Here is a 25,112-nt window from a genome sequence, read left to right as displayed (position 1 = left end):
TTCCATTTAAACGGCTCGACTCCAGCCCATAACATGTTCGGCCAGGAGTTGGCTGACGACAACGCTGCAAAGGAGCATGCGAGCTTCATTGCGCATCGATTGGGCACAGCTAACCCCGCTGCCGTGCGGCAGGAGAAGTTCATTTCGGTGCGCGACGAATGGGAAAACGAGCTGTTTCAGGAGCCTCTCGTTTCCACGACTGTGTGAAAGCCACCGTACAGCTCATTCTTCAGGAAATGACGGAGCGCTCGTCAGGCTAGCGCGTCGGCTCCACGGGATAAAAAACGCTGTCGGTGAACGTCTTCCGCGACCCGATTAAGCAATGTTATCGGCCGGGCGAGAAGAACCAACGTCGCTGATTGTTTTGTCTCCTTGGTAAAAAGCAGTAAAGCCTAACACGACTAGATACTTTCCACTTGATCATCGTCGCCTTGCCTTGTGAGTGCACGCACTAGGTCGCCGGCCAATCGATCGGCTTGCTGTACAGGCCCCTGCGGCTGATCTCGGCAAGCAACCTGTCTGCGCGATGCCTCGCCGGCATTCCCACGAGGCGCGTGCCGGCCACCGCGTCAGCTGCAACCTGATCACGAATAAACTCGTACATCCGAGTAATGAAATGATCGGAAAGGCCCGCGAAATCCTCGTCGGGCGCCTTGGCAGGTAGTAAAAAATCCACGTGATCAAACTCCAATTTATTCAACTAATTGCTGCAATCCAGGCGATCATTGCGATTATGGCGGCTTCCGTGAACACGATGGGCACGAGGTAACGACTACGATCCCGTCTTCGCCAGCATGCAATTGCGTCCTGCGTTCTATCAAGCATGCCTCGGTCCTCTGCTCATTCGTAGATACCGGACAACCATTGCCACGACAAACACGGTGCTGGGTTAACTTCACTCATCAACCTTAAAGATTGACACTTTGGATCGCCACACGGGGACCGTCAATTCGTTTCGACGATCTCAGCCGCAAGCTCAAATCGCCGAAAAGGCCGACATTGACTAAGCACTCCGCCAGATCGTCACCTTCGCCGCGGCCAGCTTGACCCTGGCTTCTCGGGGCGCGATCACGTTCTGGGCAGGCAGGCGAGGAGACGATCAGGCCGTTGCATTGGCTAGCGAATGTGAGCCCCAGCGTCCTGTCGCCCTGCGTCGAAAGGCGGGTGAGCTGCTCGCGGGCGACGTCGACCGCTCCGCCAGGAATGAAGCCGGATGCATCGTCGAGCTCCTTTGCGATTGTGCTGGGATCCGCGAACAGCCCGTAGATGGCGACGAGCGCAGCTATCCGGGAAAGATCGCCAGAAGGCTGTAGTAGGTCATGCCGGCGGCGCGGGCGAGGATGCGGTGGTCGCCGATGTTGCCGTAGACCGGCCAGAGGATGTCCTACCATGCTCTGGTGGGGATGTCGGCGGGGGAGGTCGCTTTACGCCCGCAACCCCCGCCTTCGGTCGCCGCCCCGGCAGGCGAGGCGTCACGCCAGGCCTCGGGAAGTTGCCCCTCCCGCTCGGAACGGTCGGCCTGGTCGGGCGCGACGGTGCGCTCGAAAAGGAACGCCACGGCCGCCAGACCAAGCGCTCCGGCCAGGCTCCATCCTATGCCGTCCGACCGCCGGGCAACTGTCTTCTCGTTGTGGGCCATCAGTCCTCCGCGGGATCAATCGCATCGCGGAGGTTTGGTTTCTCGCTCAGCTTCGCAACGACCTGAGCGGTAGAGCGATATGGACGCGGAGCCCATCCGGACGCCAGTCGCGCTCGATTTCGCCGCCGATCCGTTCGATCGTGATTTCCACGAGCCTGGTGCCGAAGCCTATGGTTTCGGGCGCTGCGACCTCGCAAGTGCCGTTCTCGGTCCAGGCGATCCGGACCCGGTCTCCTTCCGCCCGCCACGAAACGGTCACGCAGCCGCCTTCGCGGCTCAAGGCGCCGTACTTTGCGGCGTTGGTGGCCAGCTCATGGAAGATGAGGGCGAGATGGTTCGCGGCCTGCTCGCCCAGTACGAGAGCAGGCCCATCCAATACCGACGGCTTCCGCTCGTGCGGGCGCAGGATGCGTTCGACGAGGTCGGAAAAGCTCGCCACTGCCGCCACGTTCGTGCCGAAGGACCGGCGGATCAGCGCGTTGGCCTCGGCCAGCGCGTGCAGCCGTCCCGACAAGGACTCGGCGAGTTCTTCCTTGGTCTCCACGTTGCGTGCGGTCATCCGGACCATGCTGTTGGCGACGCTGAAAAGGTTTTTGATGCGATGGCTCATCTCGCGGATCAGCGTCTCTTGCTGCTGCATGGCGAGGCTGAGGCGTTGCTCACTCTGGATCATCCGCAGCGCCATGCCGGCGAACGCCGCGAGCTCCGACATGAAGCGGGCATGCTCCCTATTGAAGTGTCCGACGTGGGCCGCGACCAGCCAGAGCGTACCGATCGCATCCGCGCCCTTCAGGGTAAGCGGGACGAGCAGCACCTCCGGCACGGTGATGCCCGCCTCGCGGATCCAATCGTAGGCCCGCTCGGGGCGCTCCATGAGGATGGGCTGGGCGAGATCGAGACACACGCCGCAAGGACTGAAATTGCGTGGGGTCGTGGCACCCTCGAAGGTGGCGAGTTCTCCCGCGAGCGCATGCCAGCGGAACTGGCCGGGCTCAGGCTCGAAGATGCTGATGCCGGCCGAGTGCGCTTCGCAGATTTCCATGCCGAGCTTGACGAGACGCTGCAGCACTTCGTCCGGATGGTCGGACATGACTTTTGCGAGGTCCTGGATCGCGACCTTCTCGCGCAGGAAGTCGGGCGCCGCGGCCTGACGGCCGGCGAGTTGGTCGGTGATGAACACGGTCGCGATCGGCTCGGAAGACTGGATCTGCGACCGCATGGCGATGGACCCAACTGGTGCCTGAGGAAGTCATCTTGCCATCGCGGCTGCGTCTGTTCGAGCACGATGGGCAGGCTTGGCCGCATCTTTCGGTCGCGTGATGCGCTATACTTTGGGCAGCTTGGACGGCCGCTTCGCGCGGGCTGGAGCGGGGATGCTGGCCGGACCGCCGGTCAGAAAACTTTCAAGTTGCGCGACGTTTTCGGCGGCGAGGGCCTTCCGCAGCAGCACTTCGCGTTGCACGCCTTCGGCGGCTTCTTCCGCGCGTTCGCGCGCCATGTCCGCGGCTGTCCTCAACCGGTCCGCGAGCGAGGTAGTCTGTTTGAAGCGGCGGCGCCGCTTCCTCGGCTCATTCTCCATCAGGCCAAAGTACCGGCAGTTGTTGATGGCGCACCATAACGTTTGTGAATCGAAAGTGCGTCTTTCAACTGGATGCGCTGCAGCAGAGAGGGCCGTCGGGCGCTCCCGGTGGCGCAAGTATATCGCCTACTCGGACCAGGTGGGCTCGCCGCAGCGGCATTCGTACATGAGTACCGTGCGGCCGTCGCCCGGATTGAGCACGGGGCGGACCAGCTCGAATTTGCGGCCACAGCGCGTGCAGATGCGCTCGGCCGTAGCTGCGGGCGCGGTCTCGTCGGAGCGATTGAAGATGACAGCACGCAGGAGCCGTTGAAGCCTCCGAGGGACGTTCTTGCGCAAAGCCAAGCGTTCCAGCTTGTGGTTGCGTCATGACGGCTCAGTCGATCGGATGTGGTCGTCCGGCCGTCACCTCGCGGATGCCTTCGACGATCTGCTCCGGATGGTACGGCTTGTGCAGCGTCAGGTTCCCCGCGACCGGGCGCGGGTTGACCGGCGAGAAGCCGGTAGCGTAGATCACGGGAAGGTCGGGCTGCTGGTAACGACAACGTTTCCCAGTCGTCGATCGTCCCCCGGAAGCTGGACGTTGATGACGAGGACGTCCGCGACCTGGCGACCACACCACGACAGCGCTTGTTCGCGGTCCGCGGCGTGGATCACGTCGAAGCCCTCCTCGCGGAGACACTCAACAACGAACTCACAGATCAGAGGGTCGTCTTCCACGACGAGAATGCGCACCTACGATAGTCCCGAGCGTCTTGGTCTGGCGATTGAAACTCAAACTGCAGAAGGCTTGAGCAGTTCCGCGAGTCTTCTACGGCAATCCACTTCCGGGCGAGCGCAGGCACTCCGCGTTAACGCTTGGAGCGGAAATCCGGCAGCACGGAAACCTGAACGTCAACGAGGGCGCCTAGCCTGTGTCGCGAACTGCTCAGCCGCGTGATGATTGAGGCCGCGATCGAGGCGCTGGAAGCTGACACTGGCACTGAAGTGCGGCCGCTCATCTTGAGTTGGTCAGCGGATCATCGTCGGCGCTGGACTCTCGGTCGGAAGTGGAATGTACTTACCTGATCACCGAACGGATCTAGGCTACCATCGGTGATTGAGAGACCGCTTGTGCTCCCGCCAAACCAACACGGGAGCACCATGCAAATCAGTCGCCTGCTGCTGGAAGCCAATCTGTCAGCGGAGCAACGCCACGTCTACGAGCTGGCTTTCAACACCGCGGCGCAAGCTCAATCTGGTGGATCGCAGCGATCCGCTGTGCGAGCTGGTCGCGCGAAAGATCATCGAAGTGGGATCGCCGGCGTCAGCAATGTCCTTGCCATTTCGGAAAAGGCCGTCAGGGAGCTTCTTGCAGGTCAAGACGGCCACTCGTGAGTGTGTAGCCCATCAACGGCGTATCGATCATCGTGACCTCCTCACCTGCGATGTCGCTTCCATAGATCGTCTCCCTGCTGCGAGGCTTCAGGCTTCGCCTGTCCGAAGAAGATCGACGCCGGCGGCGTCGTGCGCGGTGTAGGCAAGGGACGCTCGGCCGCGGCAGGGCGGAGGTCTGACCGCCCTTCGCGTGGTATCGCATGGCGAGGTCCAGCAGGCGTCGCCTGGTGAAAGGTCGGCCTTCTCGGCACGAGTCAAGCTTAGGGGCCCGATCTAGCCTGACGATCTCGGCCGCCATCACAGTTTTTCCTTGCGGTTGAGGGGCCGCCACGGTTCAATCGGCCCACTGAAGGCGACCGCTCGATGAAGCTTTTTGGTTATGTTCCGGAGACGCTTTTCAAGCCTCTGTCGGGCCCCAAGAAGCACGTCTATGCCCGTCTCCTGATGCGCCTCTACGAGAGGGTTTATTCGGCCCGTATCCTCGAGACACCTCTCCGGGAAGAAGTCGTGAAGCAGATCGAGATCGGGCTCTCGGAGTCCGGGATCGGATCCATGGGAGAGCTCTCCGAAGGCGATCCGGACGAGGATCAGACCACCACTCAGGCTCACTACCTCGCTTACTACCGCTTGCGCGACACCGGTTGGCTCAGCGAAGAATCCGAGAAGTGGCGCACCTAAGTCGACATGAACCCCGACGCGTTCATGGTCCCGGGCGCCATCACCGACTTCGGCAACAGCCGCGTGCGAGTGGCCGGTGCCGTAGTCGACGTAAAGAACAACCTTGAGGCCACGTACCGCGAGCCCGAGACCATGGCTCAGGGTCTGGCCAACGCGCACGACACGGCCTTGCGGTTGGTCCGTAGCATGCGTCGCATCCTCGCCGGGATGCGCGAGATTGAGGACCGGATTCTTGGCAATCCGAACGCGGCGGCCATCCTCCGCACCTTCTTCCAGGACTTCGTCGAGGGCCTGCTGATCGCCGACTAAAAGCGGCTCAAGACGTCCAACAACCCGTACCGCCGCCGCCGCTATAGCCAGGTTACTTTTCGGCTACTTGAAAAGTCCGTCCGAAAAAATCTGGGAGAAATTTGATAGGTGGGTCACGATCTTCTAAGATCGAGTCGCTTTCAAAACGCAATCGAGCCGTTCTCAAAGCGGAAATCGAGTCGTTTTCAAAGTGTCCGCACAACATACATCATATCATCATCACAATAATAATACATACAAGATGGTGGGCCCGCCTGGACTCGAACCAGGAACAAGACCGTTATGAGCGGCCGGCTCTAACCATTGAGCTACAGGCCCGGCGCGAGTGCCGCTGAAGGACGGCCGGCGAACGGTGCGGGGCTCGTTTACAGGGTGACTCACATCGTGGCAATACCAATTGAAAGGTGCCATGTCTTAACCCGCTCCGTTGGAAGATAGGCCGAGAGGTGAAGGTGAGCCTTTCGCGCCGCTGAAGAGGAGATGTCGTGGCGTTTATACACGACAGTGGACCGCATTGTAGCGCGTGAGCGGGCGGTGCTCTGGGCCGACTTGAGCTAACCTTCGTTCAGCTCGCGTCATCAAGTCTGTTGCGGAGATCGGCCGCAAAGGGCAGATCAGCGCATAAGACCTGCGGAAAATTGCCCTTCTGGACGAATACGCGCAGAAGAATGCCCAGGAACAGAGATGAGCCACGGCTCCGAAAGACGTCATCAAGTGAATAGCTATCTGGCAGAGTTCTGCATTAAAATCACGAGAACGCCAGCGTTGCTCAAATTGCGTCTACGGACAGAGCGCCCTGTACGGTGGTACCTGCTGCAAAATCAGATCTCGCGCGGTTGTCACGACAGTCGACGGCGAGTAACCTTACGATCAGTCCAATCGGCGCAACCGAGAACGACGCTGCGAGCTGCTCGAGGATAGCCGGTACCGCTCTGGCACGCTCGTAGACAATCGCGCTTCGAAGCAAAGCATCGGCCGGATACTGCAGAGTTATCGCTTCTCATCGCCGCACGGAACAAGACGCGAAAACGATTGCAGTTTCGACGCAAAACGCGGCGTTGAAGTCTCTGAGGACGCATGGCGCCTCCGCACCTGCGCATAGCGCCGCTCGGGAGCTCTCGCTGCTGCCGCCGAAGAACTTTCGGCTTCCGTCGAGGAGATCTCCGCCAGGTGCGCAGCTCAAGCCGCATCGCGGCAGCCGTCGTCGCGCAGGCACGAGAGACTACGGCCCGATCGGAAAGCTGTCGTATGCAGGGCGGCTGATCAGTCAAGTCGTAAAGCTTATCACGACGATGGCCGAGCCGACCAACCAGCTCACATTGAACGCCACCATCGAGGCGGCGCGCGCAGGTGAAACTGGGCGCGGCTTTGCCGTCGTCGCGACCGAGGTGAAGTTGCTGGCAACCTAGGCCGCCAACGCAACGGATGAGATCTCCTCACACATTGCAGGAATGCAAGGCGCGTCCGCGGAGCCCGTTACCACGATCACAGAGATCGGGGCGACCATCAGACAGATTTCGACGATTGCGACTTCCATCGCCAGCGCGCGAATGGAGCAGAAGGGCGCAACCCGCAGAAGATCGCCCCCTAACTGCAGAGCCTCCCCAGGGCACGCAGGTCGACGCGACCGACATCGGCCAGGTCAACTGCGGGGCCCCCGCAACCGGGCGGCTTCGCAGCAACTTTTGAATTCCGCCAAGTCGCAGTCGTGCGAAGGCTCGCCGCTGGCGGAGCGAGCTCGACCGCCTTATGGCGAACCTCAGGGCTGCATAGGGTAATTCCGCCAAGCCCAACAATCCTTCTCATGCAATCAGGCTTCTTTAAACCGACCGACCAGCTCGTGAGTCTTCAAACTGGGCACCGGACGGCGACTTCGAGAGGTCCTCGGTCGCAAACGGTTCGGAACGCGGCAGTTGTAACGCTGCCGGTTGGGAATCATTCATCTGACTGCGTGCCTCATATGTTGTGCCAGGAGACCGCCCAATCTCCTCCTTTGGCGCAACGGCACGCAGCAGCTTGCGTTTGGGTTCGCTAGCTTTCCAATCCTGACAAAGATCAAGGAAGCGACGCGCAAGCCCCAAGCCAACTGCGAAGGCAAGAAGCGGAGCGCCCCAATTCCGGAAAGTTGCTTCAGCCGGATCAGGACCTATCGTTAGGATTTGAGAGTATGCAAGCGCGGCCTTGTTCGCCTCGGTAACCCTTTTGACGACCTTGTCCGCAAATGTGCTCACGGCTGGATTTGAAAAGGCCGGCCAATGCGGGAGGGCCACCAAAGAGGGCACTCCGGGCACGCCTGTTAGTCGAGTGCTTAGGTATGCCCACAGCTGGTCGCATTCGGCACGCCGCGTGCTAGACATTGCAAGATGTGGCTGACAGATCCTGCTGTATTCAACGACGTCGTCAAAACCGGCGCCGATACGTTTCTCGCTCGCCTGCATCCGCTTGATCGCGTCGGTCCATTGCCGATTATCATTAACAAGCGAAAAAGCGGCACTAATGACAGCGACCACCGTGATAGCGTAGCTCAATAGATCAACGAGACGCTGGTTGCGCCGGCGGTGCACATCGAGGAAACACCATAAGGCGATTGGAATCATTGCGCCAACACCCCCACAGAGAAAGACAAAAAGAAATAGGTTGGACATCACAAGACAACTCTCGATGGCACCTGCTAGACTCCCACTGTAGATTGGGATTTGCGCGGCATGAGCTCCACAACATCGACAACCTTCTTAGCAAGCGGAAGGTGTCGCTTTTTCTTTGGACCAGATATCCTTAAAGTTGTCGACCGTTTCTGACGCAGTGTCCACGACCAGTTTTTCGAAAAGCTTGGCCTTCGCCGCGAGGTGCTTGAGTTCGTCCTTCGAAAAATGAACCATCTTCTTTGTCCGCGAGTATTCAGCGCCATTTTATCATCCGCTATTTACGGAATGGTTGAAAGCAAATCGTAGGCGGGCGACAAGGCCGGCGTCCGCCTGTCCGGGTAAATCAAGGACCAGTTCTTGAGGTGCATGTCGGCATCGTCAATTAGGGTGCTGAAGACAAGCCTTCGCATAAATTCCGCAACACCGGGATCGCCGGTTTCGATCCCAAGGACGCGCCCTACTGTTTCTGTCGCGGGCGTGACCGTACTTCTCGTCCGGCGCCATGCCGAAGACTTGTGCGAAATCTTCGATGTGGACCGGCCGGTCCACTGTCCAGTCAAAGCTCTTTACGGCAAGAGCTTGCACTTTGAGCTCGCCCATACCTTGAGGCAGGCCTTTGATCGCGTGGGCACGCCCATGCCCATCGCCTTTGCGATCGTCATGATCGAACGTTCGTCCTCGGGCACACCTGGATACTGACAAGAGGACAGCTTGACAATCCACGAACCTCCGACGCTTTCGATAGGGACGGTCAGCCCACCTTTCTTTTAATCGTTATTCAGCGCTGAGAACTTCAACTGCACGCCGGCTAGCGAGTAGCTGCTACGATCTGCACCAAGAACCAAAGTAGGCCATTTCACCTGATCGGGACGCGAGTTCCGGTGCGCGGCTCTGGCCGACTCGGAATGCATGATCAGCACGATCATGCAGTTCGTCCGGCCACCTGATCGAGTACCCGAACGCTCTTGATGCCCAGTCTTGCTCGGGTGAGGACCAACTTACCGTGCCTTGGACATTTCGTGCGCAGGCGTCCGAGAGGCAGTCGCCGCAATGCGAACGCGCGTCATCAAAACGTCCAGAAAAGCCCGGGTATCCCCGAGTACACCGAAGCTCCAGTTGATGATCTGATCGCCTGCCGGCAAAGAAACGGAGCCGAGATGATCGAAGCTTTCTCTTTCGCCAATGCTCACCAGTTTCAGGATGCGCTCGCCTCGCAAGCGCGCCTTCGCTACGAGGTCTTCGTCGAACGCCGCGGGTTGCCCCACTCGTTTTGGGAGGGGCTGGAGTTCGACGAGTTCGATACGCCCGCCGCGAAATATCTGGTTTGGCGTGACGAGAAACGGGTGGTGAGGGGACTTGCGCGGCTCCTTCCTACCACGAGTTCCTATATGCTCCAGACCTATTGGCCACATCTGATCTCAGGTCGAATCTTCCCGTCGTCGAGCGGTGTATGGGAACTGACGCGTGTCTGCGTCGATAAATCGCTTGATCCTAAGCTTCGTAGAACCGTGCTTCCGGAGCTGCTCTGCGCGATAGAAGAATTTCTCTCGACCTCGCACGGCGTCGGAATTGTCGGGGTGACCAGAGAACATTTGCTGACGCATTTCATTCGAAGCGGCATCAGATGGTTGGGCGAGCCGGACCTCATCGAAGGCGAGCTTGAACGTGCCTTCTTCGTTCCGAAGGAATTCATTCGACCGGAGCATCATTGCCGAAAGTTGGGAATTGCCCGTCAGGTTTTAGCGAACCCGGAGGGAATCGACCTTGCCCCAAAAGCCGCATAAGAGCCCCGGTGCGGAGTCCGGCGATGCGAGTGGCACTGCCGAAAAAATGGCCGACGCGGTTTCCTACCTTTGCCGAGTAGCGGCAGAAGAAGGATTTCACTCCGTGCTGACCGATCTGTTTCAAATCCAAAGAAAGCTCGAAAGGATCGCATCTACGCGGAACCTTTCGTCCAAACGTTTCAACTAGGAGGATAAGCTGTACCTGGATGCGTTCAAAGAGCATAGAGCCTTGGTCGCGTGCAGTTCTAGCCGGGAAGAGGAGATTGGACTTGTGCCGGAGGACTTGAACTTCGGAATCAGATCTCGGACTGCTCGCATCGCTGCTTCATGGCGGAAATCAATCGTGGAACGATGTCGACCACAAGGGCCGATGTCGCGCAAACGAGCTTTCCTCGCAGAATGAGGCGTACCTTGCTGCACATTCAGTGAAGAAGCACGAAAGTCAATTCGGTTGGAAAGCATTCCACGTTCTAACCGGATCAATCTCCCTTTCCTTACGAACCTAAGGCGGCTCGAACGCTAGGCCAATCTGGTCCGGTCCAGCTTTTCGGGCAGCGGATTTCTAGCGCTCGCGCGCGCCTTTAAGCCGACGCAAGAGTGTCACGCGTGCTCACGGTTGCACTGCAAAAGAATTGCGGTACGCGGTCTTCGGATGATCCTTGCGAATTACCCCGGCGACCAACAAAACTGTGTGAAGGTTAAAGGACTACGGTGTAGCTTTGCGAGGTCAAGCTTCGATGAAAAACCTTGGAAGTGCCGTCTCATTGGCGGGTTCGCATGCACGGGGCCCGCAGCATGACGCGTCGCGCCCAGAGATCGCTTATCATGTCATCTCCAAGCAAGATTGCGCTTTTCATTGATGGAGCCAATCTCTACGCCACAGCGAAGACGCTCAACTTCGACATCGATTACAAGCGCCTACTCAGTGAATTTCAAAGTCGCGGGACCCTGCTGCGCGCGTTCTATTACACGGCCGTCATCGAGGACCAGGAATATTCCTCGATCCGTCCGCTGGTCGACTGGCTGGACTACAACGGCTACAGCGTCGTCAGCAAGGCCACCAAGGAATTCATCGACCCAGCCGGCCGCAAGGTCAAGGGCAACATGGACATCGAGCTCGCCGTCCAGGCCATGGAGCTCGCCGAGCACATCGATCAGATGGTGCTATTCTCGGGTGACGGCGACTTCCGCTCGCTAGTTGAAGCCGTGCAGCGCCGCGGCGTCCGCGTCACCGTGGTCTCCTCGATCGCAAGCCATCCCCCTATGATCGCCGACGAGCTGCGTCGTCAGGCTGACGCGTTCACCGATCTTATCGAACTCCAAGCTAAGATTGGTCGCAGTCCGTCTGAACGGCCGGCATCTCGTGAGCGCGAGTCGCGCTATCGCTCGCACCAGGTCCCGGAGCGTGAAACTACCCCAGCCGTTAAAGGAAATGATGGCGTGCTTGAGGACTGAGCTACGAAGCGAGATTGCTTGTTTCATTCCGAAGCTGGTATGACCGGCTCGCCGGCGCACGCGTTCGTTCCTCCGAGCCGAGCCGCGGGGAGCGAGCGCAACGAATAATTCCGGCATTTGCGCCGGGCTGATCGCAAATATAGTTCGGTTCGGAGCAACGGAAGAAGCAGACAAGACTCGGTCGCGCCCAGTCGGTCCGGATTCCGACATTGCAATGCTTACCGACGAGCTTCGCATAGCTTGTTGCTACTGCGCGCCCTTCCCGATACGCCGTCGCGACTGCGTGCAGGTGCGCTTTGACGCGCAGGAGGGCCCCACCAAGTAGCATCCGAAAGTGATGTGAAGCCCTAACCGAAGTTAGTTGCGGCAAGCTGCGTCAAGGAAGGCCTAACTGGCGGTCGCTAAACGACAAATTTGGTTATGGTCTGTAATCATGATCGCATAATTGAATAATAAGGTTGGGGAAAGCATGGAAGGTTGGAATGGAAGCTGGCCGCCGCTTTCACGCAATGGCTTTGCTGTGCCGACAGACAGCGGCGCGTGAACCTGAGAGGAGCTGGAAAGTGCTGGGAGAGCAGAGTATTGGGAGCATCTGGTGGCTGCGGCTTTCGCTCACTGATCTTCGGCCTTGAGGAGTTTTCGTCCTCATCTTTTCATCGACTTCTTGGTCTAAGTCATTTTCTTAGGCATGTGATGTCCAGTACGCGTCAGATTTCTACTTGTGCTGCTCTGAGTGAATGACTTCAATTGCTTGTGGCGGAGCTGAGAAGTGGAGAAGCTTCGAAGCAGCCCCGACATGTGGAAGCGAAAACAAGCGGCAGAAGACGCCGAGCAAAACCGGGCAGCCAAGCAAGAGCCGTGAGCTAAAACGTGGTCCCATTAGGGCCGAGCCACAGCGTGATCGAAGCGAGTTAAAGGGCAGGCTCAACGTGAACTCGAAGGAGGGCGCTTGGACACCATGCGCCCAAAGGCAGATGTTTGTCGAATTTGAACCGCACGCCTGCATGGTAATTGTATAAAAACGAACAAAGCCGGGTTGCCATACGTCAAGAACCCATCGGGAGTGAGCCACATCTAAATGGATTAAGGGCTTGCCGCTTTTTCCCGGTCTGCTGTACAATCTTCTTCGTGTGAGGATTTCGAGGGAATAGCTTCCGTTCAACTCTAGATTTCGCGAATTCATTTGAAGGATTCTGTGGGGACATTGCGATGGCTAAGTCTTCCGTTTCCCGTGACGCCTTTCGAGGCTTGTTCGCCTTTTATGCGGTCAAGGCCCACCATGAGCATAACGCTGTAGCCGAAGGCCGGCTCCTCAAACTATTTGGATCGAGCGACCACATCCCCGACGGGCTGTTGGAGTTGTGGTCATCACGGACCGAGCTGATTGGCCCTGAGGCCGTTGGCAACATAGTGTCACCACTCGCTCATCAGATCCTGGACGGCGGCGCACAATATAACCACGCCAGCGACTTCCTTCATCGACTTGTTGCGAGAGTTGGATCGAGACATCCATTAAACGCGATTGCGAGAATGTCCGCACTTAACTGTGTTAGGGTTTGACCGGACATCAGTCGGGCGGCCGGGTGAGTCCCCGCGCAAACTCGAGGGCGAGACAGAGCCTCTAGTCAGAACAACAGTTGCCTGGATTTTCGTTCGATGCTGCGCCTCGAAAAACGGCGACGAGCCGATCACCTTCCCAAAGTTCAACGTCGTGCTCGCCCAACATTTGTTCGGCTCGACGTCTCGCCGCCTGCTCGTCGATGCAGTCGAGCTTTGCTGCGCAAATCAACCGCCGGCTCCTGTCCACCACGAACACTTTGTACCGCATGATGGCAGTCCCATCCCAAAGAGGGAGCGCCATTGTAGTCGAATGTTCGATTGAGGTTGCGCCAAAAGTAAGTGCAGGCGCGCGGAACGTTTGTACGTGTGGCAATTCGGCTTTACCCGCGCTTGGAACTCTTCGCTGCTGGCAGTGCGTCAGGTGTCCTGCCCAGCGCACCGCGCTTCAGGAGCGTAATCTCACCCCATTTCGCAGCGAGCGGCTCGAGCTTATGATTGAAAGCATCCCCAGCATCATCAGCAGTACGCCGAGCCAAGTTGCCGTCTGGCTCGGCGCCTCGTGACCAGCCTTCGCGAGGCGTACGCCCATCGGCATAATCGGATGTTCGGACGAAGTCGCCACATCGTTGGCCGGCGGGGCGGCGAGAAGTTGGTCGACATCGACTTGGCTGGGCGTGGACGCGGGCCGATGGGCATGCGCAGAGATGAAGGCTGCCGAAATCCGAGCGGTGTCCGTGTCGAGGCCAGATGCAGCATTGGCGACCTTGAGTTCGGAGTGGGGCGGCTGAGTCGGCTGGATCGGTGCGGAGCGCAGCAACTCCGCGCGCGCATCAATGACCCCGCTCTGCCTAAGCGACGTGGCCCCGCTCTCGTCCAAACGGGCGGTGCTATCTTTGGCCACGCGCCGACGAACGGTCTTCTTCACCTTCGCGATACCCTCGGCTAGGAACCAGCACTTGTGGTGCCCGCCATTCGATAGACCCAATGCTGGCCGTCGGGAGTCGAGTTGCCGGGGCGTCCCACGCATTCCGCTTGCGGCGGAGAGGTCACCGCAGGTTGGGTTGCAGCAATATTGAAGAAATCCGCAAGAGGATTGGAGGGGCAGGGGCCGTCGAAAGAGCTTCAACAAAAACGAGACGACGAAGCACAATCGCAAGTAACCGGACATCGAAAAACTCCCGGTGTTGCGCCCGCCCGAGATGACCCTTCGCGCCGACCTGGGCAGCCATGCGGCTCAAATCTGGCGATGCAACAGATTCATTGTGCTCCTGACGTGAGATCTGGGTGAACGCAAGTCCCGTCCGGCAGCTCGCGTTGCAAAACAAAGCCTCGGCGTCATTTGGTCGAGCTTCCGGAGTGAGCGGCAGACATCACGTCATCGGGGCCGATCTACCACCCAATCGGTATAAGCGCGTGGTCGCTCGGTTTCGGCAATCTCATTTGAGGCCAAGCAACGTCGCGCCCGTTCGATTTGTGCGTCGGTAGTGCCATGGCTACGGGCGTACATCTCCGCCAAAGGTGCCGAATATTTCGCGACGAGTATTTGACCTCGCTGCACGAGATGCGCCCTGTGGGCCTGTGGTGACGCGAAGCGGAGGCGTCGGACCCCACCGGGATCAGCAGCAACGCAACAATAGCTCCATCCCATACGATCATTTCTCGCCGCTCCCTGTTATGAGAGAGCAGGCCTGAATCGCGCGCGCGACGCAAATTAACAATCGTGCACCAATCCAAAGTGCTGTGCAACTGTTGCTCCAATGCTTCGGTGCTAGGCGGGTATTGGTCAATGAGGTGTCGGTAAAGCGATCTGGCGCGAGCTTCCTAGAAATGCGGAAGTGGCAAGTTCGATCATCGCACTGAACGGCTCTACGAGCTTGCTACAGCTAGCCCCGCCAAAGCGCTCTCCTTCTACGACTGGCTTTGGGGATACGGGTAGTCCTGGCAATTGTCCTCGCCTGAGCGGCGCGTACGCGACGCCGGAGGGTCTGCAGTTCTCGAAATAGTGCGACCATTGCCTCGACCCGCTCGCCCAGAATAGTCGAATAATTGTAAGCGCCACCTCGATTACTCATTACTGCCCAAACCATAATTGTTGAAAGCAATAGGCGGTCGACAAGGGGAAAAGTATGCAATCCAGGGTAGGAACATACAACCCATAAATGACGACAGGATTAAAAGGGCTACGCGAAGTCCCTACACCGTTGTCACGGCGCGCTCCATTCGCTTGCCTTTCGGGTTGGTTTCGTTCCGCAAGTTCGGCCTGTTCGGCAAAGCTACAGGCCTGGTACCGCAGTTTCACGCGCGCCCCAGTCTCTCAGGCTGGTAGTCCCATTCTGCCCTTTACTCGCACGACGGCTGCTAGCAGGGTGGCGCTCTGATCGCTTGGGTAGCCCTTCGATCCACGGCTCTCATACTGGTGCTAGTGCTGAGTGCGCCGGCTGTTAAGGGTTGGTTTAGTTCCCGGCGCGATCATGGCGACTGCAAGGGACCTGAGCATGCAATTAAACCATGCAAATACCTTGGAAAGGATCGTGACCGTCGCAAATCACAGCAATGGCGCGGCCGCGACGGGGCCCGTCACTTTCGACCAATCGGATTTATCGACCTCTACGCGAGATGAGGTCCTGGCGTTATTGGCACCAAGCGGTCCCTCAAAACCCACTATTTGGCTCGTCGTGGTCGCTTTGGCTGGGGGCTTCGGAGGGCTGGGCTGGTGCTCGGTATGGTCCTGCAGCTCTCTCGGCTCTCAGCCCGACTGCTCAGGTAGAAAGGGCTTCGCGCCGCATGCCGGACACAAAGTCAGGCGGTAAGGGCGAAAGCGCCCGAAAGATTGCATCAGCGTCGGCCTCGCGAACAGCGCCTGCTTTAGCGCAAGCCTCCGCAGTCATCCCGAGCGTTGCCGCGAAGCCTAATCTCGAGTGGGGCGCAATCCGCGGAAACTTCGAACCCAGCTTCTTCGGCTGTCGACGAGGACGTGTCTGGTGACTGATCGCGCGATCCCGTCTCATTGCGAACCGACGAGACGTTTCTCTGCGTTCGCCTCGACAAACATTTATGGGGTTGCGAGCAGATAGCACTACCGTACGAGAGTTGCGCTGAGAACGCTATCGAACCTCGGCGAACTTTGGCTCGGAAGGGCCGGGCGCCGGCTGCAAGTTGGACAAATAGCTGTCGACACCCGTGCGAGCGAGAGCACAGCGGCTGGGTGGTAATGATGCCAGGAGATTGCGAAAACCACTCGGTCCGTGCGCCCGAATTAAATCAGTCCTTTTTCGTGACCCGCAAACTACGGACGTAATATCCTTGTCGTTGAACGGTTGACCTAATCTCCTCGCTTACTTTGAGAATTCTTCTTCTGCTCTTGCGCCACCGATTTGTAGAAAAAGCCCCGGGTATCGCGGAGCCTGTACTTAGAACGAGCAAGTCACGTTTCCCATTGCGATAAACATCAAACATTTTCGTCCCCGCTGATTTTATCAAAGTAAAAACGAAACATGCTTCCGTCGTTCCGGAGCTTACTAGCTTGCACGGCAGTGCAGGTCGCAAATGTGCAACGATCAGTGACTTCCGCCGTGCTAGTCTAGTCACGTGAACCTAATGTTCGCCACATAAAGTCTGCTGGGCTTTGTGGCAGAAGCGTTTGACGGAAGCCAAGATCTGGTCTGCGGACTTGGTCCATTTGAAGGGCTTCGGGCTTATCGTTGTGCCGTTCGATGAAGGTACAGATGTCGGCCTCGAGCTGCCTGACGCAGGTGTGGACACCTCGCTGGATCTGCTTTCTGGTGAGTTCAGCGAACCAGCGCTCGATCTGATTGATCCATGACGCGGAAGTCGGCGTGAAGTGGACATGATAGTGCGGCCGGCGAGCGAGCCAAGCTTTCATCCTGAGTGTCTTGTGGGTGGCGTAGTTGTCCATAACGATATGAACAGCGAGCCCCTCAGGGATTTGAGCGTCGATCTCTTTGAGAAACCTCAAGAACTCGACCGCCCGATGCGCTTGTAGCATTTGCCAACGACGAAACCGGAAGCGACATCGAGCGCGGCAAACAGCGTGGTCTAGCAAGCCGTACATAGCTGTGCGTGCGACCCGGCACCCCAGGCATCATCGGCAAGACTGCTGCTCGCGGTTTAAATGTCTGGCTGCGGTGCGGCTGCAAGCCGAACGCCGTCCACATGCGGCGGATCGTGGTGTGAGAAAAGCCAGTTTCCGCAGCCATCGAGCGGATCGACCACTGCGTCGCGTCGGGCGGGTGTCGTACGCAATATCCGCTCGATTATCCTCGAGTGCGGGCCGCGCGACGAAGTCCTGAAGATTGTGCCGCCACTCAACATCAAACCGTCGCTCCTTCTCGAGGGCTCGAACAATTAGAAGAAGCTGTCGCGGACGCTCTTTCGAATGACAGAGTACGCACGTCGGACCTGACCGTTGCTGAATCACAGCGGTATGAGACCCATCTTGATCCCTATGATGACGGCGGTGATTCGATTGTTCGCACCGAGCTTTCGCATTCCGTTGCTTAGGTGAAACTCAACAGTCTTCTCGGATATGCCGAGGATCTCGCCTATCTCCCAGTTCGTCTTCCCTTCCTTGCACCAGCGCAGACATTCCGCCTCCTGCAAAGTAAGCGGAATTACCTCTGGGTCCCTCCGATCGGACAGCTCGCAATATCTCAGCCAGTATTGCACGCTCAGCATATAGAGGTGAGCCATCCGGTGGGACGGCACCTCCTCTCTTTGCCGGAGACTAAGACTTATGAGATCAACGTCTCGACCTGTCCCATGGATGGGAATAGTGATGCCCGAGTGAACGCCAAGCTCGCGACATTCCTCGAAGAAGCGCTTCTGTTCCTTCGTTAATCCGCCACGAGGGCTTGTCTCCGACCACGTGAATGGTCGTCGGGCGAAATGCGCCTGTCGCACAACGGGATCCTTCTTATCCCATCCCTCGCTTTTGTATGTGTCAACGTAGCCGGTGGGGAAATGGGCCCAAGGCAACGACACGAGGCCTCGTTCATTAGTCCTCGCGAACACGGCGTTTTCGTAGCCTTCTTCGGCTACGGCGGAAAGGAATAGCCTTTTTAGAGAGGCCACTGATGTGACGTCCTGCGTGCGTTCAATGAAATTCTCAATATTCGTTGCCATGGTGCCCCCACCCGGTTCGATCCTAGTGTGCAGTTACGAAATCCATCATCGCCTCGTTGAACGCGCGTGGCGCTTGCCAGTGCGCGGCGTGTCCCGCAGCGATCAAAACGGGGTGTCCGCGCCAAAGGCTCCTGAACGGGACTTTGTTGAGATACTCCATGCGGAGAAACGGATCGGCCGATCCCTGGATCACCGCAACCGGCCGATCCGTACTCATCACGGTGGCGACTTCGTCAGCGCCCTGTCCGGCCATCCCGTTCGCGACCATCCAATAGCGCGCATTGCCGTCGGTGCGCCCTGTCATCCGCACGAGGTGATGGTCGTCGGATATGTGCACACCCATCATCGCGTTCGCATAGCGGCGAACGTCTTCTGGCTTAAAATGCCTGCGTCCAGCAAGCGCGGTCGCCCCCGTCCATCGAAAGCCCTCCGCCGCGCCTGCGGGAGTCAGCCGAATAGGTGGCGTTCCCGAGATAAGCAGCGATCGCACCGCCGGATTGCAAGCCAACATCTCCAGTCCGATATGACCACCGAGCGACCAGCCAACGACATGATAGGATTCATATCCGAGCTTGCTCATGAGTTCGCCGAGAAGCCGGGCGTAGCCGGGAAAGCTATAGGTCTTCGACGGGCGCACCGAGTCGTCCGAGGCGCCATGTCCCGGCAGGTCCGGAGCCACAATCCCGAGTTTCGAGCGGGCCAAATCCTTCAGCTGCTTGGAGAACACCTCCTTGCATGACGAGTTTCCGTGAATCAGTAGGATGCCTATCTTTCCAGACCTGCGGTGAAGGAGCTGGAGCCGATGGCCGGATAAAACACAATAACGATGCAACATCCGAAAATTCCCCCCAATTCTAGGGGACGGCGAGTACTAACATGCCCAAATCGGGGCGAACCGATGCGCAATGCAATCTTCAATTGATTATGCTACACTCGAACGATGACAGGTCAATCGTCAGATCCGTCCGTTCCGTACAAAGATCGGACGCGTATTCGGGAATGGGCGCGATTGAGCTCACTTCATCGACTGGTTGAAATGACTTGAGACGATGTCGCATAAGGCGGTCCGGCACGCCTTTGTCGGGTGAAAGGGAGGACAGGCGAAATCGGAGCTTCATTGATGCATCCCGATTTGTAGAGCTAACCAACAAAGCGCTACCGACCAATTCGAAACATCTCGAAAAATTGAAACGAGCCGCAGGCACGAAGAGGCAGTCCTGCCGATTAAGTGCGACGCTGAAACGAATTTTGGCGGGCGGATTCGGCCCATTGTGATTGCTCTAACCTCGCGTCCTTTTTCTCGCAACGAAACTAGTGGATTCCCTAGGAGGAAATTGGCCGACCGGTAAATAAGGCAAGGCGCTGGAGGGTGTCCGGTCATCCGACGCAAGCGCGGCAGTTGCCGCGGCGCGGACGGACGCCTCGCATGCACAAGAGCCGCCGGTTGCCCGCATGCGGCGGTTTCGGGCAAGAAATCTACCGAAGAGATGCTCGGAGATGCTCGACGGTGGCTCTCAACTGGTCCGCCGAAGCGGCAGGGCTGGCAAGCAGCGCCTTGTGCCAGATCGGAAAGCCTCGCCCTTGAGGAAGGCCTCGCCGGCTTGTGCGCAACGTGGCCCCTAGCAGATTGATCGAGCTTTTCGAAATAACGCGGCGGAGGAGAGTTGGTGCCGTCGCTCGCCGAGGTACGGCCGAAGCAGCTGAGAAAGTCAATGCGGCTGCGAACAAAGCGCACGGCGCCGTCGTCGCGCGACCCCGTGCAGTCCGGGAGTTAGCGCGGGTGGTGGCCGTTATCTCAGCGGGCCTACTCGGCATGGTGCCGCTAATTTGCATGCACCGGCGGAGACGACAGGGAAGAAAGAGGAGCCCGTTGCAGCAGATCGTGTCAAATGGGCGAAAATCACCCTTCAGGGGCAGCGTCTTAAGTCCAGCAAACCTGGAATCCGGCTCAAAAGTCTCGCGGAATGGCGATTGTGGCCGGAGGCTGCTCAACCGAATTGGGGGTGTCACGTCGGGAAAACCTAGGAGCGCCCCTAGTGGCCTTTTTGCAAACCAGCCGTTTCAGTGAGCAGTCGGTTCACATTGGAAACAGTTCATCTATGAGCTCAACGTCAAGCGGCCTCGGCTACTACGATTTCTTCGCCAGGGGCAAACAAGCATCGTCAGATTGGGACAATCCGATCGGCCGTCCGCGCGCAGAGGACATGAGAAGCGGCAAGCTCGGCCAGCTTCACCGGGATGTCTTCGACCATCACCACCTTCCCGAATCAATACCGCACTACGTAGGTAAGCTAATCGTTCAGGAGCGGGATCATTCGCGCATCATCGCGTTGGACAATCTGACAGACTATTACCTGAACTCGGACCTTCCGGTTGACGCTCCGATATACGAATCGGCGGATCTAAATGCCGACGACGAGATCAGGGCGGGCGAAAACAAGATAACCAGCGATGAGTTCTTCAGCATCGTAACCGATATTCCATTCAGTGCCGAAGGGGTTCAGTATGGCAAGCTCGGAGGCAACAGAGTAACGTATCTATTCGGAAGCGTCGGTACGGGAAAGACGTTCCTTTGCGCCCGACTTATTGCGAAGCTGCAGCGTTCGCCGCAGGACGCCGACGGCTTCACTGTGGTTCCGATTCGCGTGTGCTTCGAATCATTATCTCGTTCGAAGATCTTCGATATCGGTGTGGACGAGGGGGAGGTGGGCAAGGGTTTCTATGCCCATCTTCTCGCTGAAATAGATAAGCACACGGCGCGGATTCATAAAGGGGCGATCGCGTCGCCCGAGATCTCCAAGCAATGGACAGAGCAGCAGGTCTATGCGGCGATACAGAAGCATCTTGTCCGTCTCGCGGAACAGCATCTGCGGGTATTCCTCATCTTCGACAACATCGATGGATTTCACTATCGGTATTCACGCATCATATTCTTCGACGAGAAGTACCAGGCCTTTTTGAAGAAGCTGAACCGCAACATCGTGAAGCTGTGCAACTCGGTCACAGACGAAGCGCTGCTCGGAAATGCAGGCTTATGTTGCCTGGTCGTTGCGCGAGAAAACGTTGCCAGAGACTTCATACCAAGTCTCGCAGACCCGGATCGGCAGATCTTCGAGGATCACAGGACGTTTTGGCTCGGGGAGGTCGACCCCAAGAAGATCATCGAATCTCGCTACAAGTTGCTTGATGTTGCCGCAAAGGCGATCGTTAGGCACGGCCTAACAATATCCGGGACGGGCCCGCGCACTTTTGAGGACGCCCTGGTGATCATCCGGGAAAAGATTCTGAGCAGTGCGTCGGACGTAACCGAAGGTCTAGGTGTGATTTGGGGAATGTGTCACCACGGGCACCGATCGCTAGTGGACTTCCTCTCTAAGCTGAAGATCAACTATTACCTCCATCGTGAGATACATGAGCGGCTACTGGGGGACAGCCCTCACTATCTCGAGCGTCTTTACATTACGAACATGAAGCGAAGATACGCGCAGAGCAAGAATCACTTTCCGAACCTATTTCTGTGCGATTCTTGGATAAATCCGGAGAACATAAGCGAGGGGGTTCAGTGCGATCACTATCATTCCTACTGGCTGAAATATCTTATCCTGAAATTCGTCTTGGAGAAGGAAGTCCGGAATGTGCCGGTGACGGGCCAGGAGGTGATAAATTTCTTTGTCAACACCCTGGCCTACGAAGATAGGTTCGTCCGCATTTGTCTCGGGAGCCTCTGCATGGTCACCGAGTCGCGTTGCCTGGAGATGGATGGCCCTCGCGACGTCGCTCCGACTGACAGAAGGCTGATGTTGACGAGTCGGGGAAGAATCTTGATCGACGGAGCTCAGCGCAGAAACAGGAATCCGTACTGCTTTGAGTTGAGTTACTTGCAGCTAGTCACTGACGATTTCTGGTTAGCCTTACCGAAGTGGGCTCTTGACGAAATCTTCGTCGAGGCGAACCTATCGTACACGTTCGAGCTCGGAAAACGCTACCAAGCAGGCGTCTCCGAATACCTCTCGAAGAAGATATTCGCCGCGATAACCTTCCTGCGTGTGTTGGAGGCATCCTGGGATTATGAGGAAAAACGATGCGGTGATGATTCGTTGCTGAAACCGTTCAAGCCGGACTTCTCGACGATTTTCGACCAGCTCGAGAATCTTATCGTTGCCTTGATAACCAAGGGTTTTTCCGGAACAATCAGACATGAAGGGCGCAGTATCGCGCCTGAAGATGTCCGATCCTTCTTCAACAAAGTGCGCAACGACAAGACTTTTTCAGAATTCTTCGAGGCTGTATGGAAGTCCCGCTGCAAGGTGCTTAGTCCGGAATGATTGGCGAGCACCATTATGGATAGATTCTGGTTTGCTGCGATCGGGGCCTTGATTGGATTCGTGTCGTCCTTGACGGTTCTCGTTTTCAAGGAGACGTTCGATCGGCGACGTCAGCGTCGTACCGCCATCAATACGTTGGTTCTTATGGTTTCAAGCCTAAGGAAGAATCTCGACGTCCAGCCGGACCGGGTGCCACATGTTCACCTCGATAAAATGATGTCCGTTCTTCACGATCTTGCTGCCCGCGAGGATCTTAGGCGAGCATACGCAAACTATGACCAAGCTCTGCGCGAATATCGAGCCGCATGGCTCGACGGAAGTAAGCCCACCGCCGTAGCGCGCGAAAGCGTCGAGAGGTGCCTAACCGCTTCGGAAGCGATCCTTGGCAAGTATAAAGACGGCCAGGTCAGCAGGAGCTTGGACCGGTTGGCCGGAGTAGCCGATTGAGAGGCGTTTCGATGCCGATGAACGTTTAAGATTGTTTGAAAATCCAGCGCTTTGCGATTGAATCCCGGTGCCCCGGGGAGAGCTTGCCTATTGTCAAATGCCTTGTTTCTAATCGTTAGGGGCTCGTTCGGGTTCATCCGTATTCCGACTTGCCGCGGCGGCGCTCATTTTCGTTTCGACCAGCGCCGCAATTGGGCGGAACTCCACGCGATCTACATCGACCCATGTGTCGCAATCGCGTGGCTGCTCCGAACTTCGATAAGCAAGCTGAAAAAAACGAACCCACCCGTTGCCGACCGGAAGGCAGGCTGCGTCCGCCCTTTAGCCCCCGGGATGCCCCCCAATCCGTTGATCAATAAAGGACGGCGCTCTAGCCGCCGTGACCGACGGCGTCGCTGTCGATGCTGGTGTCGTTCTCAGGACGATCATCCGCTGTTGAGCGCGGCGATGCAGGGACGGGATTGAACGGCGGCGCAGGACGTGTTGTGCCAGTCGAAAGGCCTATTCTATTTGGCATCTTCGCATGGCGTGACAGACATCAAGCTCGCGCGGGGACGAAAGGCAATATGGTTCTTCAGATTTGTCTTTGACTGAGACCCTGCGCCTGAAGAATGGAAGGCGTGCGGCCGGGTCCAGCTCCCGTCGTCACGCCGCGAGCCGAGTTCGGTCTGCAGCAGCACGGGATTGCCGACTACACCCTACGACCGGGGCGTGGGAACAATCTCGAGCGTTCAGTCGATTCTGCCGACCGTGTTCGAGACATATCCAACTCGCTGCGAAATGTGCAGCTGGCGCCAGCACGAACGCAGACGAGCCTACATCACAGGTCTCCGATGGCTAGACAAGCAAGTTGCACAGCGGCGAGCTCGAGCGTGAGCTCGCGGAGCTTCGATAAAGTAGCGAATGGCCTGAGAAATTCGCGTGGCGGTAAGCAAAAAGGCTTGCATCCAGTGATGATGATCATCCGCGATCGATAAATCCGATCACGACATGGAGGAGCGACGATGCGGGCTATTGCGTTGTCGATGAATGAGTGAAGAAAAACTGCGCGAGATGGTGGACACCCAGCGCAAAACACCGATAACGCGGCCTTGGGCCTCTGCAATCGAAAATCTCTTGACCGACCAACGGAATCTGGCGATAAAACGCGCCACTACCCTAGGTTAAGGTCTCATGTTCTTTACGTGGTGGTCGTTAGCGTATCCCTCGTTTGTTGCAGGTCGTGAATCTGCGGATGCTTTCAATGAGGGCCGTACGAACCCCAGGGATCCAAGCCTATTCTAGTCGGACAATCCCCACAGACAGTATGGGGAAATTGGCGCAATGATTGTGCGCGAGCAGCTCTTTGCCTCGTTGCGCAACCGTCGGTGGATTGTTGTTCTCTCGGTGGTTATTACAACTTTGTTGTACATGCCCAATCAGATTGAGGAGCTCTACCGGATAGCCGGTGACGACATGGGGCGGGTAACCGTCAAGTTGGTCGGCCGGCCGCATTTCAGGTCACCGTGAAACTCGCGCTTGCAGTTGTGGTCATTGCGCCGCCGGGAGGAGACCTTCTATGCTCGACTCGGAAACAACTGCTTGTCTCCGAGTTCTGGATGAGGTTTGCAAAGGGCTGTCACGTCACGAGACCGGCACCCGAACGTATGTCGCCTCCAAACTTCTAGAAGCCGCCGCTCGAGGCGAGACGTCCGTCGAAGTTCTCCGGCAAGTCGCACAAAAAGCCCTCACCAGCGCTCCGTCAATGTGGCTTCAGCAAGGTCCTCGTCGACATTCACCCGAAAGCAGTGGTGCCGGTGAACCCGCCGATAGCTCAACCAAACAGGATTGAGCACGCCGATCTGGATCCACGGCCAAGCTCCCGGGGAGCTGGAGGCATTCAGCGGACGCGCCGCCGCGGAAGCCGATCCTGAACGGCTACAGCGAGCCTGGGAGGCGCGCAACCGACAAGCCATCAGCAGTCACTTCGCGTGTATGCACCGGGCGTTCCCGTCGGCGCACAATTGCCTTGTGAATCATAGGTGGCTGTCTGCTTCAGTATTTAAGCGAACCAAGTCGGGTTTGATGTCACTTCCGGCTCTTCGTCGCGTTCGAGAGTTTCTCGCCTGCGCTGCTCGGCACTCAAACCTAATCTTACCTCGTCGCCAGCCTTGAATATGAGATGTCGGCTCC

Annotated in this window: 22 protein-coding genes, 1 tRNA gene and 1 pseudogene; 10 read left to right on the top strand and 14 right to left on the bottom strand. The window is 57.6% G+C overall.

Annotated elements, in window-relative coordinates; translation table 11 throughout:
• On the top strand, window positions 1–207 hold a 207-nt coding region (locus XI03_RS21960), incomplete at its 5' end, for a DUF6894 family protein (protein WP_271593321.1).
• Between the two features lie 244 nt (window positions 208–451).
• Here XI03_RS21960 and XI03_RS21955 read toward each other — a convergent pair.
• The 6 genes from XI03_RS21955 to XI03_RS21930 all read right to left on the bottom strand — a co-directional run bounded on the left by XI03_RS21955 (window position 452) and on the right by XI03_RS21930 (window position 3,953).
• The gene (locus XI03_RS21955) at window positions 452–700 is read right to left on the bottom strand and encodes a hypothetical protein (RefSeq protein WP_271593320.1); all 249 of its coding nucleotides are present in this window, start codon (window positions 698–700) and stop codon (window positions 452–454) included.
• Window positions 701–1,384: 684 nt separating this feature from the next.
• Window positions 1,385–1,639, bottom strand: a complete 255-nt coding sequence (locus XI03_RS21950; RefSeq protein ID WP_271593319.1) for a hypothetical protein — start codon at window positions 1,637–1,639, stop codon at window positions 1,385–1,387.
• Window positions 1,640–1,685: 46 nt separating this feature from the next.
• Window positions 1,686–2,858, bottom strand: coding sequence for a sensor histidine kinase (locus XI03_RS21945; protein ID WP_271593318.1), 1,173 nt, complete (start codon window positions 2,856–2,858; stop codon window positions 1,686–1,688).
• 105 nt (window positions 2,859–2,963) lie between these two features.
• The gene (locus XI03_RS21940; RefSeq protein ID WP_271593317.1) at window positions 2,964–3,137 is read right to left on the bottom strand and encodes a hypothetical protein; all 174 of its coding nucleotides are present in this window, start codon (window positions 3,135–3,137) and stop codon (window positions 2,964–2,966) included.
• A gap of 457 nt (window positions 3,138–3,594) precedes the next feature.
• Complete coding sequence (locus tag XI03_RS21935; RefSeq protein WP_271593316.1) at window positions 3,595–3,735, bottom strand: hypothetical protein; 141 nt, start codon at window positions 3,733–3,735, stop codon at window positions 3,595–3,597.
• Window positions 3,732–3,953 carry a response regulator transcription factor gene (locus XI03_RS21930; protein ID WP_271593315.1) on the bottom strand — a complete coding sequence of 74 codons (222 nt, stop codon included), beginning with the start codon at window positions 3,951–3,953 and terminating at the stop codon, window positions 3,732–3,734. Before XI03_RS21930 ends, XI03_RS21935 begins: the two co-directional genes overlap by 4 nt.
• Before the next feature lie 408 nt (window positions 3,954–4,361).
• Between XI03_RS21930 and XI03_RS21925 the strand changes: the two genes are divergently transcribed.
• The 3 genes from XI03_RS21925 to XI03_RS21915 all read left to right on the top strand — a co-directional run bounded on the left by XI03_RS21925 (window position 4,362) and on the right by XI03_RS21915 (window position 5,582).
• Window positions 4,362–4,595: a hypothetical protein gene (locus tag XI03_RS21925; RefSeq protein ID WP_271593314.1), complete on the top strand. Its 234-nt coding sequence runs from the start codon at window positions 4,362–4,364 to the stop codon at window positions 4,593–4,595.
• A gap of 363 nt (window positions 4,596–4,958) precedes the next feature.
• Complete coding sequence (locus XI03_RS21920; RefSeq protein WP_271593313.1) at window positions 4,959–5,273, top strand: hypothetical protein; 315 nt, start codon at window positions 4,959–4,961, stop codon at window positions 5,271–5,273.
• A gap of 6 nt (window positions 5,274–5,279) precedes the next feature.
• On the top strand, window positions 5,280–5,582 hold the full coding sequence (locus XI03_RS21915; RefSeq protein ID WP_271593312.1) for a Wadjet anti-phage system protein JetA family protein: 303 nt from the start codon (window positions 5,280–5,282) through the stop codon (window positions 5,580–5,582).
• Between the two features lie 242 nt (window positions 5,583–5,824).
• Here XI03_RS21915 and XI03_RS21910 read toward each other — a convergent pair.
• Window positions 5,825–5,900: transfer RNA gene (locus XI03_RS21910), tRNA-Ile, on the bottom strand.
• A gap of 974 nt (window positions 5,901–6,874) precedes the next feature.
• Between XI03_RS21910 and XI03_RS21905 the strand changes: the two genes are divergently transcribed.
• Window positions 6,875–6,991, top strand: coding sequence for a methyl-accepting chemotaxis protein (locus tag XI03_RS21905; RefSeq protein ID WP_271593311.1), 117 nt, complete (start codon window positions 6,875–6,877; stop codon window positions 6,989–6,991).
• A gap of 411 nt (window positions 6,992–7,402) precedes the next feature.
• Here XI03_RS21905 and XI03_RS21900 read toward each other — a convergent pair whose 3' ends face one another.
• Together XI03_RS21900 and XI03_RS21895 are read right to left on the bottom strand one after the other, a co-directional pair.
• The gene (locus XI03_RS21900) at window positions 7,403–8,227 is read right to left on the bottom strand and encodes a hypothetical protein (RefSeq protein ID WP_271593310.1); all 825 of its coding nucleotides are present in this window, start codon (window positions 8,225–8,227) and stop codon (window positions 7,403–7,405) included.
• Between the two features lie 278 nt (window positions 8,228–8,505).
• Window positions 8,506–8,637 (bottom strand): HipA domain-containing protein, encoded by a 132-nt coding sequence (locus tag XI03_RS21895; protein ID WP_271593309.1) that lies wholly within the window; start codon window positions 8,635–8,637, stop codon window positions 8,506–8,508.
• A 747-nt stretch (window positions 8,638–9,384) separates the two neighbouring features.
• Between XI03_RS21895 and XI03_RS21890 the strand changes: the two genes are divergently transcribed.
• Complete coding sequence (locus XI03_RS21890) at window positions 9,385–10,011, top strand: acyl-homoserine-lactone synthase (protein ID WP_271593308.1); 627 nt, start codon at window positions 9,385–9,387, stop codon at window positions 10,009–10,011.
• An 825-nt stretch (window positions 10,012–10,836) separates the two neighbouring features.
• Window positions 10,837–11,466, top strand: coding sequence for a LabA-like NYN domain-containing protein (locus XI03_RS21885; RefSeq protein WP_271593307.1), 630 nt, complete (start codon window positions 10,837–10,839; stop codon window positions 11,464–11,466).
• Window positions 11,467–13,471: 2,005 nt separating this feature from the next.
• Here XI03_RS21885 and XI03_RS21880 read toward each other — a convergent pair.
• The 5 genes and pseudogenes from XI03_RS21880 to XI03_RS21855 form a co-directional block, all read right to left on the bottom strand.
• Window positions 13,472–13,951: a hypothetical protein gene (locus XI03_RS21880; RefSeq protein WP_271593306.1), complete on the bottom strand. Its 480-nt coding sequence runs from the start codon at window positions 13,949–13,951 to the stop codon at window positions 13,472–13,474.
• A 2,336-nt stretch (window positions 13,952–16,287) separates the two neighbouring features.
• Complete coding sequence (locus XI03_RS21870) at window positions 16,288–16,482, bottom strand: hypothetical protein (RefSeq protein ID WP_271593305.1); 195 nt, start codon at window positions 16,480–16,482, stop codon at window positions 16,288–16,290.
• A 138-nt stretch (window positions 16,483–16,620) separates the two neighbouring features.
• Window positions 16,621–17,304 (bottom strand): annotated as a pseudogene (locus XI03_RS21865) (IS630 family transposase); the annotation flags it as partial.
• A 156-nt stretch (window positions 17,305–17,460) separates the two neighbouring features.
• On the bottom strand, window positions 17,461–18,168 hold the full coding sequence (locus XI03_RS21860) for a helix-turn-helix transcriptional regulator (RefSeq protein WP_271593304.1): 708 nt from the start codon (window positions 18,166–18,168) through the stop codon (window positions 17,461–17,463).
• A 22-nt stretch (window positions 18,169–18,190) separates the two neighbouring features.
• A complete protein-coding gene (locus XI03_RS21855; RefSeq protein ID WP_271593303.1) occupies window positions 18,191–19,003 on the bottom strand; it encodes an alpha/beta fold hydrolase in 813 nt (270 codons plus the stop codon).
• A 1,264-nt stretch (window positions 19,004–20,267) separates the two neighbouring features.
• Between XI03_RS21855 and XI03_RS21850 the strand changes: the two genes are divergently transcribed.
• The 3 genes from XI03_RS21850 to XI03_RS21840 all read left to right on the top strand — a co-directional run bounded on the left by XI03_RS21850 (window position 20,268) and on the right by XI03_RS21840 (window position 24,449).
• Window positions 20,268–22,493 carry an ATP-binding protein gene (locus tag XI03_RS21850; RefSeq protein WP_271593302.1) on the top strand — a complete coding sequence of 742 codons (2,226 nt, stop codon included), beginning with the start codon at window positions 20,268–20,270 and terminating at the stop codon, window positions 22,491–22,493.
• A 15-nt stretch (window positions 22,494–22,508) separates the two neighbouring features.
• Entirely contained in the window at window positions 22,509–22,940 is a 432-nt protein-coding gene (locus tag XI03_RS21845; protein ID WP_271593301.1) for a hypothetical protein, read from the top strand.
• Window positions 22,941–24,263: 1,323 nt separating this feature from the next.
• Window positions 24,264–24,449, top strand: coding sequence for a hypothetical protein (locus XI03_RS21840; protein WP_271593300.1), 186 nt, complete (start codon window positions 24,264–24,266; stop codon window positions 24,447–24,449).
• Window positions 24,450–25,112 lie beyond the last annotated feature (663 nt).

It is taken from the genome of Bradyrhizobium sp. CCBAU 65884 (assembly GCF_028128835.1).
GTDB lineage: Bacteria > Pseudomonadota > Alphaproteobacteria > Rhizobiales > Xanthobacteraceae > Bradyrhizobium > Bradyrhizobium ottawaense.
This window is presented reverse-complemented; position numbering and strand designations above follow the sequence as displayed.

Excerpts from the sequence above, each read along its gene's own strand:
- XI03_RS21850 (WP_271593302.1), top strand. The coding sequence starts at position 20,268 with ATGAGCTCAACGTCAAGCGGCCTCGGCTACTACGATTTCTTCGCCAGG.
- XI03_RS21900 (WP_271593310.1), bottom strand. The coding sequence starts at position 8,227 with ATGTCCAACCTATTTCTTTTTGTCTTTCTCTGTGGGGGTGTTGGCGCA.
- XI03_RS21845 (WP_271593301.1), top strand. The coding sequence starts at position 22,509 with ATGGATAGATTCTGGTTTGCTGCGATCGGGGCCTTGATTGGATTCGTG.
- XI03_RS21860 (WP_271593304.1), bottom strand. The coding sequence starts at position 18,168 with ATGGCAACGAATATTGAGAATTTCATTGAACGCACGCAGGACGTCACA.
- XI03_RS21840 (WP_271593300.1), top strand. The coding sequence starts at position 24,264 with ATGATTGTGCGCGAGCAGCTCTTTGCCTCGTTGCGCAACCGTCGGTGG.
- XI03_RS21855 (WP_271593303.1), bottom strand. The coding sequence starts at position 19,003 with ATGTTGCATCGTTATTGTGTTTTATCCGGCCATCGGCTCCAGCTCCTT.
- XI03_RS21920 (WP_271593313.1), top strand. The coding sequence starts at position 4,959 with ATGAAGCTTTTTGGTTATGTTCCGGAGACGCTTTTCAAGCCTCTGTCG.
- XI03_RS21925 (WP_271593314.1), top strand. The coding sequence starts at position 4,362 with ATGCAAATCAGTCGCCTGCTGCTGGAAGCCAATCTGTCAGCGGAGCAA.
- XI03_RS21885 (WP_271593307.1), top strand. The coding sequence starts at position 10,837 with ATGTCATCTCCAAGCAAGATTGCGCTTTTCATTGATGGAGCCAATCTC.
- XI03_RS21870 (WP_271593305.1), bottom strand. The coding sequence starts at position 16,482 with ATGTTTGATGTTTATCGCAATGGGAAACGTGACTTGCTCGTTCTAAGT.
- XI03_RS21905 (WP_271593311.1), top strand. The coding sequence starts at position 6,875 with ATGGCCGAGCCGACCAACCAGCTCACATTGAACGCCACCATCGAGGCG.
- XI03_RS21945 (WP_271593318.1), bottom strand. The coding sequence starts at position 2,858 with ATGCGGTCGCAGATCCAGTCTTCCGAGCCGATCGCGACCGTGTTCATC.
- XI03_RS21940 (WP_271593317.1), bottom strand. The coding sequence starts at position 3,137 with ATGGCGCGCGAACGCGCGGAAGAAGCCGCCGAAGGCGTGCAACGCGAA.
- XI03_RS21915 (WP_271593312.1), top strand. The coding sequence starts at position 5,280 with ATGAACCCCGACGCGTTCATGGTCCCGGGCGCCATCACCGACTTCGGC.
- XI03_RS21890 (WP_271593308.1), top strand. The coding sequence starts at position 9,385 with ATGATCGAAGCTTTCTCTTTCGCCAATGCTCACCAGTTTCAGGATGCG.
- XI03_RS21950 (WP_271593319.1), bottom strand. The coding sequence starts at position 1,639 with ATGGCCCACAACGAGAAGACAGTTGCCCGGCGGTCGGACGGCATAGGA.
- XI03_RS21895 (WP_271593309.1), bottom strand. The coding sequence starts at position 8,637 with ATGCGAAGGCTTGTCTTCAGCACCCTAATTGACGATGCCGACATGCAC.